Below are 15898 nucleotides of genomic sequence, written 5' to 3' on the forward strand. Positions count from 1 at the left end.
CGGAGGAACAGGTCATGGCGGCGAGCAGCGCCCTGCGGGTGGCCCCCGAACTGGAAGCCTTCCTGGTCAAGGAAGCCCTGCCCGGCACCGGCGTCGCGCCGGATGCCTTCTTTGCCGGGATGGAATCCCTGCTGCGCGACCTCGCCCCCCGCAACGCCGCGCTGCTGGCGAAGCGCGACGAGATCCAGGCCAAGGTCGATGCCTGGCACCGCGCGCATCCGGCGAAGCCGATCGACGCGGCGGCCTATGAGGATTTCCTGCGCGGGATCGGCTACCTCCTCGACCCGCCGGGCGAGGTACAGGTCTCCACGGCGAATGTGGACCCGGAGATCGCCACCATCGCCGGGCCGCAGCTCGTGGTGCCGGTGAACAACGCCCGCTACGCGCTCAACGCCGCCAATGCGCGCTGGGGCAGCCTCTACGATGCGCTCTACGGCACCGATGCCATCCCGCAGGAAGGGCCGAAGCAGAAGGGCTACGACCCTGCCCGCGGCGCCCAGGTGATCGCCCGCGCCCGCGCCGCGCTGGACGAGGCCGCGCCGCTGGCCCAGGGCAGCCATGCCGAGGCCAAGGGTTATGCGGTGAAGGATGGCGGGCTGGCCGTCACGCTGAAGGACGGCACGGCCACGGCACTGCGCGATCGCGCGCAGTTCGTGGGCTATTCCGGCGATGCCGCCTCGCCCGGCGCCGTGCTGCTGCGCCGGAACGGGCTGCACCTGGAGATCGTCTTCGACCGCACCAGCCCGATCGGCAGGGACGATGCCGCCGGCATCTCCGACCTGATCCTGGAATCCGCGGTCAGCACCATCCAGGACTGCGAGGATTCCGTGGCCGCCGTCGATGCCGCCGACAAGGTGGTGGTGTACCGGAACTGGCTCGGCCTGATGAAGGGCGACCTCGCCGAAAGCTTCGAGAAGGGCGGCAAGACCGTCACCCGCAGGCTGAACCCGGACCAGAGCTGGACCGCGCCGGATGGCGGCACGCTGACCCTGCCCGGGCGCTCGCTGATGCTGGTGCGCAATGTCGGCCATCACATGCTGACGGACGCCGTGACGCTGGACGGCCAGCCGGTGCCCGAGACCATGCTCGACGCGTTGATCACCGGTGCCATCGCCCTGCATGACATCGGCCCGGACGGGCGCCGCATGAACAGCCGCGCCGGCTCGGTCTATATCGTGAAGCCCAAGCTGCACGGGCCGGAGGAGGTCGCCTTCGCCGTCGAGATGTTCGGCCGGGTCGAGGACATCCTCGGCATGGCACGCAACACCCTCAAGATCGGGATCATGGACGAGGAGCGGCGAACCACCGCCAACCTGAAGGCCTGCATCGCCGCGGCGAAGGAGCGGGTGGTCTTCATCAACACCGGCTTCCTCGACCGTACGGGCGACGAGATCCACACCTCCATGGAAGCCGGCGCCGTCGTCCGCAAGGCGGATATGAAGGCCCAGCCCTGGATCAAGGCCTATGAGGACTGGAACGTGGACACCGGCCTCGCCTGCGGCCTCGCGGGCCGGGCGCAGATCGGCAAGGGCATGTGGGCCGCACCCGATGCCATGGCGGAGATGCTGACGCAGAAGATCGGTCACCCGAAGGCCGGCGCCAACACCGCCTGGGTACCCTCCCCCACCGCCGCCACGCTGCATGCCCTGCACTACCACCAGGTGAACGTGATGGAGCGGCAGAAGGAGATCGCCGCCGGCGGGCCGCGCGCGAAGCTGTCGGACATCCTGACCGTGCCGCTGGCCAGGGACACCAACTGGGCGCCCGCCGACGTGCAGGCGGAGCTGGACAACAACGCCCAGGGCATCCTCGGCTATGTCGTGCGCTGGGTGGACCAGGGCGTCGGCTGCTCCAAGGTGCCGGACATCCACGATGTCGCGCTGATGGAGGACCGCGCCACGCTGCGCATCTCCGCCCAGCACATCGCCAACTGGCTGCGTCACGGAGTCACCACGAAGGAACAGGTGACGGAGACGCTGCGCCGCATGGCGGGCGTGGTGGACCAGCAGAATGCCGGCGACGCGGCCTATACGCCGATGGCCCCCGGCTTCGACGGTCCCGCCTTCAAGGCCGCGTGCGACCTCGTCTTCGAGGGCACGGCCCAGCCCAACGGCTATACGGAGTTCATCCTGACCCGCCGCCGCCGCGAGGCGAAGGCGGGCTGATGTCCGCGCCGCGCACCGCCGGGCCCCGCCGCCTGGCGGCGCCGGAATCCGGCCGGCGCCCACCCCCCGGGTTGGCGTGGACCGGACCGGCTTCCAGCGAAGGGAACGCCGCGCCATGGGCCTGATCGTCCGGCTGATCCTCTATCTCGGCGGCAGCCTGGCCTCCGTCTTCGTGGCGGCCGGGGCGGAGAACTATTCCGTCGTGCAGGCGATGTTCGGCATCCTGGCCTTCGCCTGCATCGTCCTGGCGATCGCCCTGTTCGTCCGGCGCTGATCCGTCGGCGCCGGCGCCTCAGCCCTGTTGCAGCAGCCGGGTCACGTCCGCGCCCGCGCCGGTCCTGATCCGCTGCTCGATGCGCTTCGCCTCCAGGTCCACCGTCACCACCTCGTCCGAGGCGAGGGAAACGAAGGCCACCGCCTTGCCTGGATGCAGCGAGGCCGCGCTCGGCTTCGCGCCCAGCGGCAGGCGCCAGATCTCGCGCAGGTCGGGCCGCAGCAGGCTGACGCTCTCACGCTCCAGATCCGCGAGCAGCAGCCGTCCGTCCGGCAGCGCATAGAGGCGCAGCGGATCGCCGCCGACATCCCGCTGGTCCCTGAGCTTCATGCTCTCGGCATCCAGCACGCTCACCGTCCCGCTCCGCCGGTTGCCGACATAGAAGGCCTTGCCGTCCGGGCTCAGGCAGTTCCCTTCCGGCATCCGGCCCGTCTTCACGACCACCGGCTTCGCGACCCGGTCATAGGGCCGCACCAGGCTGACCGTACCGGATTCCAGGCCGGTGACATAGGCGCGCTCGCCATTCCGGCTGAAGGCGAAGAGATGCGTCTTCCGCCCGCCCGTGGCGGCCTGCCGGTCGGGCCGCACCGCCTTGGTGGGGTCCTCCAGGATCAGCAGCGTGTCACGCCCCTCGCTGAGCACGCCGAGTCGCCCCTGCCCGTCCATTCCAATGCCGTGCAGCCGGTTGAAGGGCGCACAGTTGATGGTGCGGACCACGCGGCGGTCGCCGAGATCGACCATGACCACGGAATGACCACCCTCGCCCGGCTTGTCGGAGCTGGGCAGGCCGTAATGGCCGACATAGGCGAAGCGCCCCGGCGCATCGACGACGAATTCATGCGGATAGGGCGGCAAGGCGACCTCGCCGACCCGCGTGCCGTCCGCCGCGTCGAAGAAGGCGAGCTTGCCGGCGTTCTTCTCCATCACCAGCAGCAGCGAGGCGGGGCCGTTGCCGCCGCCATTGCCGCCCTGCGCCCGCGCTGCCGCCAGGGGCAGGCCCGCCGCCACCGAGGCCATGCCGGCGAGCATTCCGCGTCTTTCGATCATCCGATGTGTCTCCCGGCCCCTGCACGCATGAATGGCATCCGCTGCGACCATGACGCTCGCCGGGAGAAGGGGTTGCCCCGGTAACACTCCGATTCTTGGCTCAACCCCCGGTCTCATGCTGCGTTGCAGCGATGGCGGCGGGGGCCGGGAACCTTTTGCCCCGGCCATCGGACAACGGAGAAGAACAGAACCGCATGATCGTTCCGAAGGACGTTCAGCTGCACCGCATGATGGCCCGGCTGGGGTGGCCCCTGGTGATCTTCCTGATCTGGGACGTCCTGATCGTGGTCTCCTATGTGACACTCCACCACGATTTCAGCGTCTATCTGCCGGTGCTGCCCCTGCCCCTGCTCGGCTCCGCGCTGGTGCTCTTCCTGGGCTTCCGCAACAACAGCGCCTATGCCCGCTGGTGGGAGGCGCGGACCCTCTGGGGCGCCATGGTCAATGCCTCCCGCTCCTATGGGCGCGAGGTCCTGTCCTTCCTGCCCGACACGCCGGAGGCGGTGCCGCTGAAGCGCCGGCTGGTGCAGCGGCAGGTCGCCTATGTGCACGCCCTGCGCTGCCAGCTCCGCAAGCAGGAATGCTGGGACGAGCTCGCCCGGCACATGGAGCCGGAGGAAGTCGCCCATCTCCACCGCTTCAACAACGTGCCCAACGCCATCCTCACGGGTTCCGCGCGGCTGCTCGGGGATGCACTGGAACGCGGCTGGCTGGACAATATCCGCCAGTCCCGCATCGAGGCGACGATGGTGGACATGGCCAATGCCCAGGGCGGCATGGAGCGCATCAAGAACACGCCCCTGCCCCGGCAGTACACCTTCTACCCCCGCTTCTTCGTCCACCTGTTCTGCGTTCTGCTGCCGCTTGGCCTGGTGGAGAGCCTGGGCCTCTACACCCCACTCGCCTCCACGGTGGTCGGCCTGATGCTGCTGGTGATGGAGCAGATCGGCGACGACATCCAGGACCCCTTCGAGAACACGCCGAACGACGTGCCGCTGAACGCCATCTGCCGGACCATCGAGATCGACCTGCTGCAAGCGATCGGCGAGCTGGACGTGCCGAAACCTTTGCAGCCCGTGGGCGATGTTCTGTGGTGAGAAGATCCCGGCCGCCGCAACCCGGAAATGCATATCGGGCAAACCGGGATGCGAGTTTGGCCTTGCATGGACGGACCGGACTGTTCATATTCTTGCTGTGCAGCATCACTGAGATGTGAGGCTGCATTTCTTGGACGTTTCCTCCCTAAACTTGGCGGCTCCTCGGAGCCGCCTTTCTTTTTTCGGCTCTTTCCAACCGATCCCGCGCCTGCGCGACGACCCCGCCGTGAGGCAGGAAAGGCGCTTCCGTCCCGCGACATTCCATTCCGGCAGCGAAGGGCAGGCCCGGCCTTGACCCGCCCCTTTCACCCCTGCAGCCAGGGCGGCGCCGGCAGGCCCTTGGAGGCCAGGAACTCCGGGTTGAACAGCTTGGACTGGTATCGCGCCCCGCCATCGCAGAGGATCGTCGCCACCGTGTGCCCCGGGCCCAGGTCGCGCGCCACCTGGATCGCCGCCGCCACGTTCAGCCCGGCGCTGCCGCCGACGCTCAGCCCTTCCTCCGCCAGCAGCGCATAGACCTCCGCCAGCATGGCCTCGTCTTGCACCTGCACGGCATCGTCGATCGGCGCGCCATCCAGGTTGCCCGGCACCCGCGCCGCCTGTCCGATCCCTTCTGTAACGGAACTGCCCTCGGCGTGCAGGCGGCCAGTCTTCACCCAGGAATAGAGCGCGCTGCCCATCGGATCGGCCAGCACGATGCGGATCTCGGGGTTACGCGACTTCAGCGCCCTGGCCACGCCCGCCAGCGTGCCGCCCGTGCCGCAGGAGCAGGTGAAGGCATGGATGCGCCCGTCCAGCTCGTCCCAGATCTCCGCCCCGGTGGTGCGCTCATGCACATGCATGTTGGCGAGGTTGTCGAACTGGTTCGCCCAGATGGTCGGCCCCTGGGCCGAAAGCTCCTCCGCCAGCCGGCGCGAGACATGCACGTAGTTGCCCGGATCGGCATAGGGCACCGCCTTCACCAGCCGCACATCCGCGCCGATCATGCGCAGGAAGTCGATCTTCTCGCGGCTCTGCGTTTCCGGCACCACGATCACCGAGCGCCAGCCGCGTGCATTCGCCGCCAGCGCCAGGCCGATGCCGGTGTTGCCGGCCGTCCCCTCCACCACCGTGCCCGGCCGGTAGGGGGTGAGCAGCCCCCGGTCCACCGCATCGCCCAGGATGCCCAACGCCGCCCGGTCCTTCACGCTGCCGCCGGGGTTCATGAACTCCGCCTTGGCGAAGATGTCGCAGCCCGTCAGCTCCGAGGCACGCTTCAGCCGGATCATCGGAGTGCGGCCCACCGCACCCCAGAAGCCATCGACGGGACCGGGCAGACTCAAGATATCACTCCTTCGGCAGTTCGACCCAGCGGAGATAGGGTTTCTCCGTGGTGAAACCCTGGGGAAACTGCTGCTTCGCCTGTTCGTCGCTCAGCGAGGCGAGCACGATGGCGCGATCGCCCGGCTGCCAGTTCACCGGCGTCGCCACCTTGTGCCGGTCCGTGGTCTGCAGGCTGTCGATCACCCGCAGCACCTCGTCGAAGTTCCGCCCGGCGCTGGGCGGATAGACCAGCATCAGACGGATCTTCCTGTTGGGGTCGATCACGAAGACCGTCCGCACCGTCACCGAGGGATCGGCCTCCGGATGGATCATGCCGTAGAGGTTGGCGACGGTCCGGTCCGGGTCGGAGATCATCGGGAAGTTCACCGCCACGCCCTGCGTCTCGGCGATGTCCGCATCCCAGCCGGCATGACGGTCGAGCGTGTCCACGCTCAGCCCGATCACCTTGACGCCGCGCTTCTCGAATTCCGGCTTCAGCCGCGCCGTCATGCCCAGTTCCGTGGTGCAGACGGGCGTGAAGTCCTTCGGGTGGCTGAACAGCACGCCCCAGGAACCGCCGAGCCAGTCATGGAAGCGGATACGCCCCTGCGTCGTCTCCGCCTCGAAATCGGGCGCGACCTGGCCGAGTTGCAGCATGCGGGTCTCTCCTGCTGGAAGGGGGAGGCACTCTGTCCACGCGCCCCGACTTTCCGCAACCGCGAAAAGATCGTTTCCCGGAGGCAAGGCGGGGGAGAAAATCCATATGGACAGCGGAGCCGGTCAGGAACGAGCCTTCTCCGCACCATGGCCGAATCGCGCGAGATCCCCTCCCCCGCCCTGCCTGCGCGGGAGCCTGCCCCGGAGGAGCGCGCCGCCAGGCTCGCTGCCGAGCTTGACGCCGCCTTCAAGGCCCGTGGCCGCCTCTACTGGGACCTGCTCGCCACGCTGCGGGAGGCCCATGGGGAGGCGGAGGCCGAGCGTCTGCTGTCGCTCGCCATCGAGCGGCGGGGCGCGGCGGCGGGCGCGGCCCTTTTCGCCGGGCTCGGCGATCCCACGCCCCAGGCCGTGGCGGAAACCTTCCTGACCCGCGCCAGCCCGGACTGGGGCCGGCTCTTTCCCCACCGGCTTCGCGAGGCCGCGGACGGCACGCTGATCGTGCAGGTGGAGCGTTGCCCGCTGAAGGAGGCCTGGGAGGAGGACGGGCGGACGCCGGAGGAGATCGCCCTGCTCTGCCGCATCGCCGGCCGGGCCGATCACGGCGTCTTCGGCGCCAGCGGCATCGGCTTCGCGGCGCGGACATGGAAGCCGGGCGACCAGGGCTGCTGCGAACTGCGCCTTTCGCCCCGCCCGGACGGGGCATGATCAGCGCTTGCGCACGAACTCCGTGCGCAGCACCAGGCCCTTGATCGTGTCGTGGCGGCAGTCGATCTCCGCCGGATCGTTAGTCAGGCGTATCGAGCGGATGACCGTGCCCTGCTTCAGGGTCTGGTTCGCCCCCTTCACCTTCAGGTCCTTGATCAGTGTGACGGAATCCCCGTCGGCGAGAAGGTTGCCCGAAGCGTCGCGCACCTCCTGCCGGGCCTGCGCCGCCTTCATCTCGCTGGCCGGGCGCCACTCCCCGGTGGCCTCGTCATACACGTAGTCCTCGTCCTCGCCGGACATCGCCACCCTCATCACGGAAACGGGAGGTTTCTTCCCGCCCCGGCCGCAGCACCGCAAGCGCGAAACCGGCATGCCGGGGTGGCGCGCCGGTTCCTCCTCCTCTCGGGAAGCCCCGGCTGTTCAGAGGTTGAAGGCCAGCCGCACCGCCCAGGCCTGGAACAGGCGGTCGGGCCCGTCCAGGGCGACCCGGCCGTTCTGGTACTGGGTCTGCACCTTCAGGTTTTCCGAGAGGTACCAGTTCAGCCCCACCGTCCAGATGCTCTGCGTGCCGCCCCGCACGGTGCCGTCGTTCAGGTTCACGGTGCTGTAGCGGGCCGCCAGTTCCAGCGCCCCCGGATTTCCGTTGAAGCCGGCCCAGCCCTCGGTGGGCGGGCGCCGCCAGGTGCCCGTTTCCACGCTGCGCTTCCGCTTCCCGTTCCAGGGATAGAGCGGCAGGGCGGCCTGCGCGTACCAGCCGTCGAAGCGGCTCGTCCCGCCATGGCCGCGGTCCACCACGATCTGCTGGTAGAGCGCCTCGACATAGAGGGGGCCGATCGTGCCGCTCAGCTCCGGCCCATAGGCATAGACGTCCTGCGCGCCCATTGACCGGGTGTCGAGGAAGCGCAGCGACCCGTCGCCGCGCAGCTCCGGATAGTCGCGCAGCCGCAGCGTGTCGTTGCCCGGCACGGTGCCCGGATCGAACTGCGCCGCCACGTCGAACCCCGCCTGCAGATGGAGCAGCCCGCCCTCGCCCGACACCGCCACGGCCCGGCCGGCCAGGCCGCGCTGCCGGTGGTCGTGCAGCGCCGAGCTGGTGCCGCCCGTGCCGTAGAGGCTCAGGTTCCAGTCCCGGCCACGCGCCTCCAGGCCCACCGCCTCCCGCGAATCCCCGGTTGCCAGGCCGGCCACGATGTTGCTGATCGCCGACCGCTCCAGGAACAGCAGGTCGAAGGAGCTGGCGGCATATTCCGGCAGGTGCTGCGGCGTGTAGGACCCGGCCCGGACCATGCCCCATTGCTGAACTTTGTAGGTGAGCTGCGCCTCGTAGAGGAAGTTGGTCCGGCTCGGATAGCCGCCGAATTCCCAGATCACCCGGTAGCCGAAGCCGGCGGGCAGGTTGCCGGCCGCGCCCAGCCGCGCCCGCCGCACCTGCGTGCCGGAATCAAAGCCTCCCGGCCGGTCCTGGCCGAAGAAGGACACGCCGTCGAGGTCGAAGCGCAGCAGCGGCCGGATGGTGAATTCGTCCCCACCGGGGCACAGGGTCAGCCGCTTCTGCAGCGCCTCGCCCGCCGGCAGGCTGCCGCCCTGATCGGCCCCATCCCGCGCCTTGCAGCCCGTCCCGGCGGCCTCCTGCGCCTCCGCGGACGGGGCGGCGGCCATGGCGGCAAGGCCGGCCAGCATCGCGGCGGCGGCAAGGCGTATCGGCATGACGGAGGATTCCCGGCTCATCCTTCTTCGGTGCCCCTCAAGCATGAAACCGCCGCGCCCTGGCCATGACGATGCGGTGAGGCCCCGACGGCGCGGGCCGCCGGGGCCGCGCCGTCAGAAGACCTGGCGCAGCAGCACGTAGAGCCCGCCGGCGATGGCCATGGCGGCCGGCAGGGTCAGCACCCAGGCCATCGCCAGGTTCCGCACCGTCGCCCATTGCAGCCCCGAACCATTGGCCACCATGGTGCCGGCGACGCCGCTGGACAGGACATGGGTGGTGGAGACCGGCAGGCCGTAGGCATCGGCCAGTCCGATCGTGCCCATGGCCACGATCTCGGCCGAGGCCCCCTGCGCGTAGGTCAGGTGCGTCTTGCCGATCCGCTCGCCCACCGTCACCACGATGCGCTTCCAGCCCACCATGGTGCCGAGGCCCAGCGCCAGCGCGACCGTGACCTTCACCCAGGTCGGGATGAACCTGGTGCCTTCGTCGAGCAGACCGCGCATCGACTTCAGCGCCGCGACCTCCTCATCACCGAAGCCCGCCGGATGCGCGCCCATCACCCGTACCGCGTCGGAGGCGAGGTACATGTCGTTGCGAACGTTCGGCGTCGCCGCCGCGGGCACCAGCCGCACCGCGCCGTAGCCCTGCACCTGCCGCCCGATATCCTGGGTCAGCACCGCCAGGGCGGCATAGACCTCGGGCCGGTTGACCTCGCGCACCTTCAGCGCGTCGCCGACGACGGAGCGCGCGGCGGCGGCGCTTTCCGGCCTCGGGGCGCCGCCGGCATGGCTGGCGAAGATGCCGCTGGCCCGCTGCGCCGTCTCGACAAAGGCCGGCGTGGCGCTGTCCGGCGTGGCGCGGTTCAGCGCATAGGCCGTCGGTGCGGCGCCGATCAGGATCAGCATGATCAGGCCCATACCCTTCTGCCCGTCATTGCTGCCGTGGAAGAAGGAGACGCCGGTGCAGGTGGCGATCAGCAGCGCGCGGATCGCCACCGGCGGCGGCTTGTTGCCCTCCGGCGCGCGGTAGAGCGCCTCGTTGCGCACCACGAAGCGCATCGCCAGCAGCAGCACTGCCGCCAGCACGAAGCCGATGAGCGGGCTGAACAGCAGGGACTCGAAGACATTGACCGCCTGGTTCCAGTCCACGCCGGAGGTGGCGGAGCCGGCCGGCGCCAGGAGCTGGTTGGCGAGGCCCACGCCGATGATCGAGCCGATCAGCGCATGCGAGGAGCTGTTGGGCAGGCCCATCGCCCAGGTGCCGAGGTTCCAGATCGCCGCGGCGAGCAGCAGGGCGAAGATCATCGCATAGCCCGCGGTGCTGCCGACCTGCAGGATCAGCTCGACCGGCAGCAGGGTGACGACGGTGAAGGCGACCGCGCCGCTGGAGGTCAGCACGCCCAGGAAGTTCCAGAAGCCCGACCAGACCACCGCCGTCAGGGGCGCCAGGCTGTGCGTGTAGATCACGGTCGCCACGGCATTCGCGGTGTCGTGGAAGCCGTTCACGAACTCGAAGCCCAGCGCGATCACCAGGGCCAGGCCGAGCATGACGAGGGCGCCGGTCGCCAGGCCGTGCTCGCCCACGCTCCGCATGTCCTGCGCGATGCTGAAGGCCGCATAGCCGAGCCCGCCGGCGAACACGAGGATGAAGGCAATGGCCCCGAAGGCATGCGGCTTGCGGTCGAGATCCGGACGCGGGGAGGTGAGTGCCCCCCCGGCGCCCCGGAGGATGGTGTCGGACATCGGTCCCCCAGGTGTGACAGTCGAGGACCGCTGTAGCGAGGATGCGCCGGGATGGCCTGTTGCAATCGGGTGAACATTTCCGCCGGGCAGGCACCCGCCGCAGCCCGGGCGCGCGCGACGGCATGCATGATCCACCCGGGGTTACGGAACCGGGTCCTGTCTTCCGCCCGGGGTTCCAAGCGGCAGCCTCACAGCATCCCCTTCAGCCGCAGGAGCCCGAAGGCCGCCACGGTGGACTGGTCCTCGATCATGCCGTCCCGGATCATCGCCTCCAGCTCCGCCAGGGGCATGGCCCGCGTCACCAGGTCCTGCTCCTCCACCTCCAGCGCCGCTTCGCCCGGCGTGAGCCCGGTGGCGAGGAAGACATGGTTCGCCTGGGTGCAGAAGCCGTAGGCCAGGAAGAGCCGCCCGGCATAGCGCATCTCCGCCGCGCGCAGCCCCGTCTCTTCCCGCAGCTCGGCCCGCGCCAGTTCCAGCGGGTCGGTGCCGGGCGCGTATTCCCACATGCCCTGCACGAACTCCCAGCACCGGCGGCCTACCGGATAGCGGAACTGCTCGACCATATGGACCATGCCATCCTCGACCGCGGCCACGGTCACGAAGTCGGTCTTCTCGACCACGCCGAAGAGACCGGGCGAGCCGTCGCGCCGCCGCACCGTATCCTCGCGCAGCCGCATCCAGCGGTTCTCGTAGACCAGCCGGCTGCCGGTCCGGACGATGTCAGGCTCCTTCCCGCTCACCCCTCCGCCCTTTCCCCGGCATAGGGGTTGCTGCGCCGCTCCTCGCCCAGCATCCCGCCCGGCCCGTGCCCACAATGGAAGCTCACGTCGTCACCCAGCGGGAAGAGCTTCTCCCGGATCACCCGGACCAGCCCCGGACCGTCGCCATAGGGGAAATCCGTCCGCCCCACGGAGCCACGGAAGATCACGTCCCCCACCACGGCGAAGCGCGCGGCCGGGTCGAAGAACACCACATGGCCCGGCGTGTGGCCGGGGCAGTGCAGGACCTCGAAGCGGCGCCCGGCGACCTCCACCGTGTCGCCTTCGGCCAGCCAGCGGTCCGGCACCACCGGCCGACCCGGGAAGCCGTACTGCGCCGCCGACTGCGCCAGCCCGTCCAGCAGGAAACGGTCGGCCTCGTGTGGTCCCTCGACCGGGATGCCGAGCGTCTCGCCGACCTCTGCGGCACCCGCCGCATGGTCCAGGTGGCCATGGGTCAGCAGGACCTTCTCCGCCGTCACGCCGAGTTCCTTCAGGGCGGCGAGCACCGGCCCGGCCTCGCCAGGATCGACCACCGCCCCGCGCTTCGTCGCCTCGTCCCAGAGGATCAGGCAGTTCTGGCCGAAGGGCGTGACCGGCAGGATCGCGCCGCGCAGCGCTTCGGAAGATGTCATGGCATCGGCCCCTGTCTTGCAGGCCGCCAGAACTGGCATGTGCCGCCGTGGCACGCCAGCGCGCGCCGCCGGTTGCCGTTTTCACGCGAGGGTGATGCCCAGCAGGGGGCCATCGGGCCGCCCCGCAATTGCCGTCGCATCCCCAGGGCCCTAGCTTGCCGCCCTCACGGACAATGATGTCCAGAACGTTGCCCGCGTTTCTCGCCTCTGGATCATGGCCCTGCCCTCGTCTGATCGAATAAGGCCCCCCCAGCCGCCGGAGACCCAGCCCCGCCAGACAGGGAGCAGTTCCGGGACTCGTCGCGACCCGTCCGACGAAAGCCAGCCAGCCCAGGAGGAGCCCTTCCCGGCCCAGTGCCTTGCGGCGGAAGCGGATGGGGAGGCCTCCTTCCGCCGCATCGCCGACTGCACCCCTTCCATGATCTGGCTTTCCGACCAGCATGGGAACTGCATCTTCACCAACCGCCACCACGAGCGGACGCTGGGCTATCCGGCAAGCGAGTTGCAGGGGCAAGGCTGGCACCGGCTGATCCATCCCGAGGACCTGTCCGCCTATGATGTGGCGATCGGCCGCGCCTTCGCCGTGCGTGAGCCCTTCCAGACCGTCATCCGGATGCAGGCCAAGGGCGGGCGGGTGTACTGGATGCGGGTGGATGCCGCCCCGCGCCTGTCCGCCGATGGCGAGTTCCTCGGCTTTGCCGGCATCAACACCGACATGACCGCCAGCCATCAGGCCGAGGAGGCGCTGGAACGCCTGGTCAGGCAGCGCACCAGCGATCTTTCCGAGGCCAACCGGCGCCTGCAGGCTCAGATCGAGGAGCATGACCGGCTGGAAGCCTCGCTCCGGCAGATGCAGCGCGCCGAGGCGCTGGGCCAACTCACCGCCGGCGTGTCGCACGACTTCAACAACCTGCTGACCGTCATCCTCGGCAACCTGCGGCTGCTGCAGCGCCAGTCCCCTGTCCAGGGCCTGTCGTCCGCCCATCTCGCGCGGCGGCTGGAAGCGGTCCGGCTGGCTGCCGAGCGCGGCGCCCTGCTGACCTCGCAGCTCCTCGCCTTCTCCCGCCGACAGCGGCTCGACCCCCGCCCCCTGGACATGAACGCGCTGATCCAGGAGATGGCCGGGCTGCTGGGCACCACCGTCGGCGGCAGCGTCCGCCTCGACACCGGCCAGGACGCCCCCGTGGGGCGGGAAGCCTGGCTCGCCATGGCCGACCCGACCCAGATCGAGCTCGCCCTGGTGAACCTCGTGCTCAATGCCCGCGACGCCATGCAGGGCACCGGCACGATCCGTATCGTCACCGGCAACGTCACCCTCGGCCCGCCGGAGCATCCCGAGGAACCGCCGGCGGGGGATTATGTCGCGATCACGGTCCGGGACACCGGGACCGGCATGACGCCAGAGGTCCGGGCCCGGGCCTTCGAGCCCTTCTTCACCACCAAGGATGTCGGACAGGGGTCCGGACTGGGACTGAGCCAGGTGCTGGGCTTCGTCCAGCAATCCGGCGGGGGGCTACGGGTCGAGACGGCGCACGGCCGGGGCACGGCCATCCATCTCTACCTGCCCCGCGCCCAGGCGCGCCCGGCTGCACCCGCCCCGGCCCAGGGGCCGGAAAAGGACGACCGGACCATCCTGCTGGTGGATGACGAGGAACCCGTGCGCGAGATCACCGCCCTCACCCTGCGGGACCTGGGCTATGACGTGGTCGAGGCCCATGACGGCCTCGCGGCGCTGAACCTGCTTGACGGCGACACCCGCTTCGACCTCCTGCTGCTGGACTTCGCCATGCCCGGCATGAACGGCGTGGAGGTCGCCCAGGCCGCGCGCAGCCGCCGCCCCCAGCTGCCGATCATGTTCCTCACCGGCTATGCCGAGGCCCCCGCCATGGCGGGCGAGAGCAAGGACAGGATCCTCCAGAAGCCCTTCCGCACCGAGGAGCTCGCCCGGCGCCTGACCGCCGTGCTGGCCCCGGCCTGCGGCGCGGTGGCCTGCGGCGCCTCTCTCTGACGGCCCGGGCCCGGGGCTGGAACGGCCCGGCACGGGAAGCGCTTGCGATTGTCCAGCCATACTGATATATCAGATGGCATGAACGCGCTCCAGCCGCTCTCCCAAAGCGAAACGGCCTCGCTCTCGGAACGTGTCTATCGCCGGCTGCGTGACGCCATCGCCATGGGCAGCCTCGCGCCGCGCACCCGTGTCTCCGAGCGCGGCCTTGCCGCCCGGCTCGGCGTCTCCCCCGCCCCCGTCCGCGAATCCCTGCGGCGGCTGGAGATGGAGGGCCTCGTCGTCACCCTGCCGCGGCGCGGCACGCTTGTCGCCGATTTCGGCCCCGGCCAGCTGGAGGAGATGGGGCGCATCCGCGTCGCCCTGGAAGCCGTCGTCGCCGGGCTCGCCGCCCGCAATGCCACGCCCGAGGACATCGCCCGCCTCGCCGGGCAGCTCGACGCCATGCGCGCCGCCACCGGGGCGGGCGATGCCGGCCGCCTCGCCGAGGCCAATACCCGCTTCCACGAGATGATCCGCGCCATGGCCGGCAATGCCATGCTGGAGACGACGCTGCGCTCCCTGCGCGGCTACGATCAGGTCGGCCGCCAGCGCAGCCTCGCCGCCCCGGGCGAGTTCACCCGCGCCCTGGTGGAGCACACCGAATTGCTGGACGCCCTGCGCCTGGGCGACCAGGACCGCGCCGAGCTGCTGATGCGCGCGCATGGGCTGCGCTCGCTGCGGCAGGCTTCCCAGCATCCGGCCCCGCCACAGGCCGTCCCCGCCCTGAACGAGGACGGCATGGCCGATGGCCTCGCTCCCGCCGGCCCGGACGGCTCCAGCCAGAACGGTCCCGACCACAACAGGAGGACAACATGACACTCACCCGGGACGATTGCCTCACCGCCCTGCGCGGCATCTCCGGCATCCTGGTGACGCCCTATGACCGCGAAGGCGCCATCGCGCCGGCGGCGCTGGAGCCCATCATCGCCCGCGCCGCGAAGGCCGGCGTCCACGGCCTGACTGTGAACGGCAATACCGGCGAGTTCTACTCGCTTTCCTTCGCCGAGGCCGAGCGCATGCAGGCCGAGGTCCCCGGCATGGTCGCAGGGCGTGCCGCCGTGATCGCCGGCGTGGGCCGCTCGGTCGTCGAGGCCGAGAAGCTCGCCCGCGTGGCGAAGCAGGCCGGCGCCGACATGCTGATGGTGCACCAGCCGCCCGACCCCTTCTGCGCCCCGCGCGGCATCAAGGCCTATCTCCAGCGCGTGGCGGAGGCCGGCGAGCTTCCCATCGTCCTCTACCTGCGCAACGACAGCATGGGCATCGACCGCATCGTCGAGCTCGCCAGCCTGCCCGGCATCGTCGGCGTGAAATGGGCCACCCCTAATGTCATGCTGCTGGCCCAGGCCGTGCGGCGGACGGCGCATCTCGGCGTGAACTGGACCTGCGGCCTGGCCGAGCCCTGGGCGCCGCCGATGTACGGCGTCGGCGCGCGCGGCTTCACCTCCGGCCTGATCAATGTCGTGCCCGAGCGCTCCGTCGCCATCCATGCGGCGCTGGAGCGCGGCGACCTTGAGGCGGCGCGCGGGAACATCGAGGCGATCGACCCCTTCGAGGTGCTGCGCGCGCAGGAGCTTGGCGGCGCCAATGTTTCCGTGGTGAAGGCCGCGCTGCAACTGATGGGCGAGGATGCCGGCCCGGCCCGGCCGCCCGCCGCCTGGCCGCTCACGCCGGAGGCGCAGGAGACGCTGGTGCAGCTCCTGCAGGATTGGGGCCTCACCGCACGCAAGGCGGCCTGACGCCACCGGAGCGGACAGGGGCGCG

At 70.1% G+C, this 15898-nt stretch carries 15 protein-coding genes; 7 read left to right on the plus strand and 8 right to left on the minus strand.

Features of this window, described 5'->3' with window-relative positions:
- Positions 1 to 14 precede the first annotated feature (14 nt).
- Both CTJ15_RS11325 and CTJ15_RS24360 read left to right on the plus strand, forming a co-directional pair.
- The gene (locus tag CTJ15_RS11325; protein ID WP_058389997.1) at positions 15 to 2165 is read left to right on the plus strand and encodes a malate synthase G; all 2151 of its coding nucleotides are present in this window, start codon (positions 15 to 17) and stop codon (positions 2163 to 2165) included.
- Positions 2166 to 2280: 115 nt separating this feature from the next.
- Positions 2281 to 2439 (plus strand): hypothetical protein, encoded by a 159-nt coding sequence (locus CTJ15_RS24360; RefSeq protein ID WP_167522612.1) that lies wholly within the window; start codon positions 2281 to 2283, stop codon positions 2437 to 2439.
- A gap of 18 nt (positions 2440 to 2457) precedes the next feature.
- Here the strand turns inward: CTJ15_RS24360 and CTJ15_RS11330 are convergent, their stop codons facing one another.
- Positions 2458 to 3486: a YncE family protein gene (locus tag CTJ15_RS11330; RefSeq protein ID WP_058389998.1), complete on the minus strand. Its 1029-nt coding sequence runs from the start codon at positions 3484 to 3486 to the stop codon at positions 2458 to 2460.
- Between the two features lie 194 nt (positions 3487 to 3680).
- On the opposite strand from CTJ15_RS11330, the gene CTJ15_RS11335 reads away from it, so the two are divergent.
- Positions 3681 to 4583, plus strand: a complete 903-nt coding sequence (locus CTJ15_RS11335) for a bestrophin family protein (RefSeq protein ID WP_019460918.1) — start codon at positions 3681 to 3683, stop codon at positions 4581 to 4583.
- 305 nt (positions 4584 to 4888) lie between these two features.
- Here CTJ15_RS11335 and CTJ15_RS11340 read toward each other — a convergent pair whose 3' ends face one another.
- Positions 4889 to 5851 (minus strand): cysteine synthase A, encoded by a 963-nt coding sequence (locus tag CTJ15_RS11340; protein ID WP_253188845.1) that lies wholly within the window; start codon positions 5849 to 5851, stop codon positions 4889 to 4891.
- Between the two features lie 58 nt (positions 5852 to 5909).
- Positions 5910 to 6542, minus strand: a complete 633-nt coding sequence (locus CTJ15_RS11345; protein WP_019460916.1) for a peroxiredoxin — start codon at positions 6540 to 6542, stop codon at positions 5910 to 5912.
- A gap of 147 nt (positions 6543 to 6689) precedes the next feature.
- Here CTJ15_RS11345 and CTJ15_RS11350 point away from each other — a divergent pair, with 147 nt between their 5' ends.
- Positions 6690 to 7247: an L-2-amino-thiazoline-4-carboxylic acid hydrolase gene (locus CTJ15_RS11350; RefSeq protein WP_171982282.1), complete on the plus strand. Its 558-nt coding sequence runs from the start codon at positions 6690 to 6692 to the stop codon at positions 7245 to 7247.
- On the opposite strand, the gene CTJ15_RS11355 is transcribed toward CTJ15_RS11350, so the two are convergent.
- The 5 genes from CTJ15_RS11355 to CTJ15_RS11375 all read right to left on the minus strand — a co-directional run bounded on the left by CTJ15_RS11355 (position 7248) and on the right by CTJ15_RS11375 (position 12090).
- Positions 7248 to 7547 (minus strand): alkylphosphonate utilization protein, encoded by a 300-nt coding sequence (locus CTJ15_RS11355; protein ID WP_075821263.1) that lies wholly within the window; start codon positions 7545 to 7547, stop codon positions 7248 to 7250.
- A 120-nt stretch (positions 7548 to 7667) separates the two neighbouring features.
- Complete coding sequence (locus tag CTJ15_RS11360; RefSeq protein ID WP_126281874.1) at positions 7668 to 8954, minus strand: OprO/OprP family phosphate-selective porin; 1287 nt, start codon at positions 8952 to 8954, stop codon at positions 7668 to 7670.
- A gap of 114 nt (positions 8955 to 9068) precedes the next feature.
- On the minus strand, positions 9069 to 10697 hold the full coding sequence (locus tag CTJ15_RS11365; protein ID WP_075821265.1) for an inorganic phosphate transporter: 1629 nt from the start codon (positions 10695 to 10697) through the stop codon (positions 9069 to 9071).
- 188 nt (positions 10698 to 10885) lie between these two features.
- Positions 10886 to 11437, minus strand: a complete 552-nt coding sequence (locus CTJ15_RS11370; protein WP_171979008.1) for an NUDIX hydrolase — start codon at positions 11435 to 11437, stop codon at positions 10886 to 10888.
- A complete protein-coding gene (locus CTJ15_RS11375) occupies positions 11434 to 12090 on the minus strand; it encodes an MBL fold metallo-hydrolase (RefSeq protein ID WP_075821266.1) in 657 nt (218 codons plus the stop codon). The genes CTJ15_RS11370 and CTJ15_RS11375 overlap by 4 nt, the downstream gene beginning before the upstream one ends.
- 418 nt (positions 12091 to 12508) lie before the next feature.
- Between CTJ15_RS11375 and CTJ15_RS11380 the strand changes: the two genes are divergently transcribed.
- The 3 genes from CTJ15_RS11380 to CTJ15_RS11390 all read left to right on the plus strand — a co-directional run bounded on the left by CTJ15_RS11380 (position 12509) and on the right by CTJ15_RS11390 (position 15873).
- On the plus strand, positions 12509 to 14098 hold the full coding sequence (locus CTJ15_RS11380; protein WP_171979009.1) for a response regulator: 1590 nt from the start codon (positions 12509 to 12511) through the stop codon (positions 14096 to 14098).
- Positions 14099 to 14176: 78 nt separating this feature from the next.
- A complete protein-coding gene (locus CTJ15_RS11385) occupies positions 14177 to 14953 on the plus strand; it encodes a GntR family transcriptional regulator (protein ID WP_099781572.1) in 777 nt (258 codons plus the stop codon).
- Entirely contained in the window at positions 14950 to 15873 is a 924-nt protein-coding gene (locus CTJ15_RS11390) for a dihydrodipicolinate synthase family protein (protein ID WP_019460375.1), read from the plus strand. Before CTJ15_RS11385 ends, CTJ15_RS11390 begins: the two co-directional genes overlap by 4 nt.
- Positions 15874 to 15898: the final 25 nt, after the last annotated feature.

It is taken from the genome of Roseomonas sp. FDAARGOS_362, from assembly GCF_002754815.1.
Lineage (GTDB): Bacteria > Pseudomonadota > Alphaproteobacteria > Acetobacterales > Acetobacteraceae > Roseomonas > Roseomonas mucosa.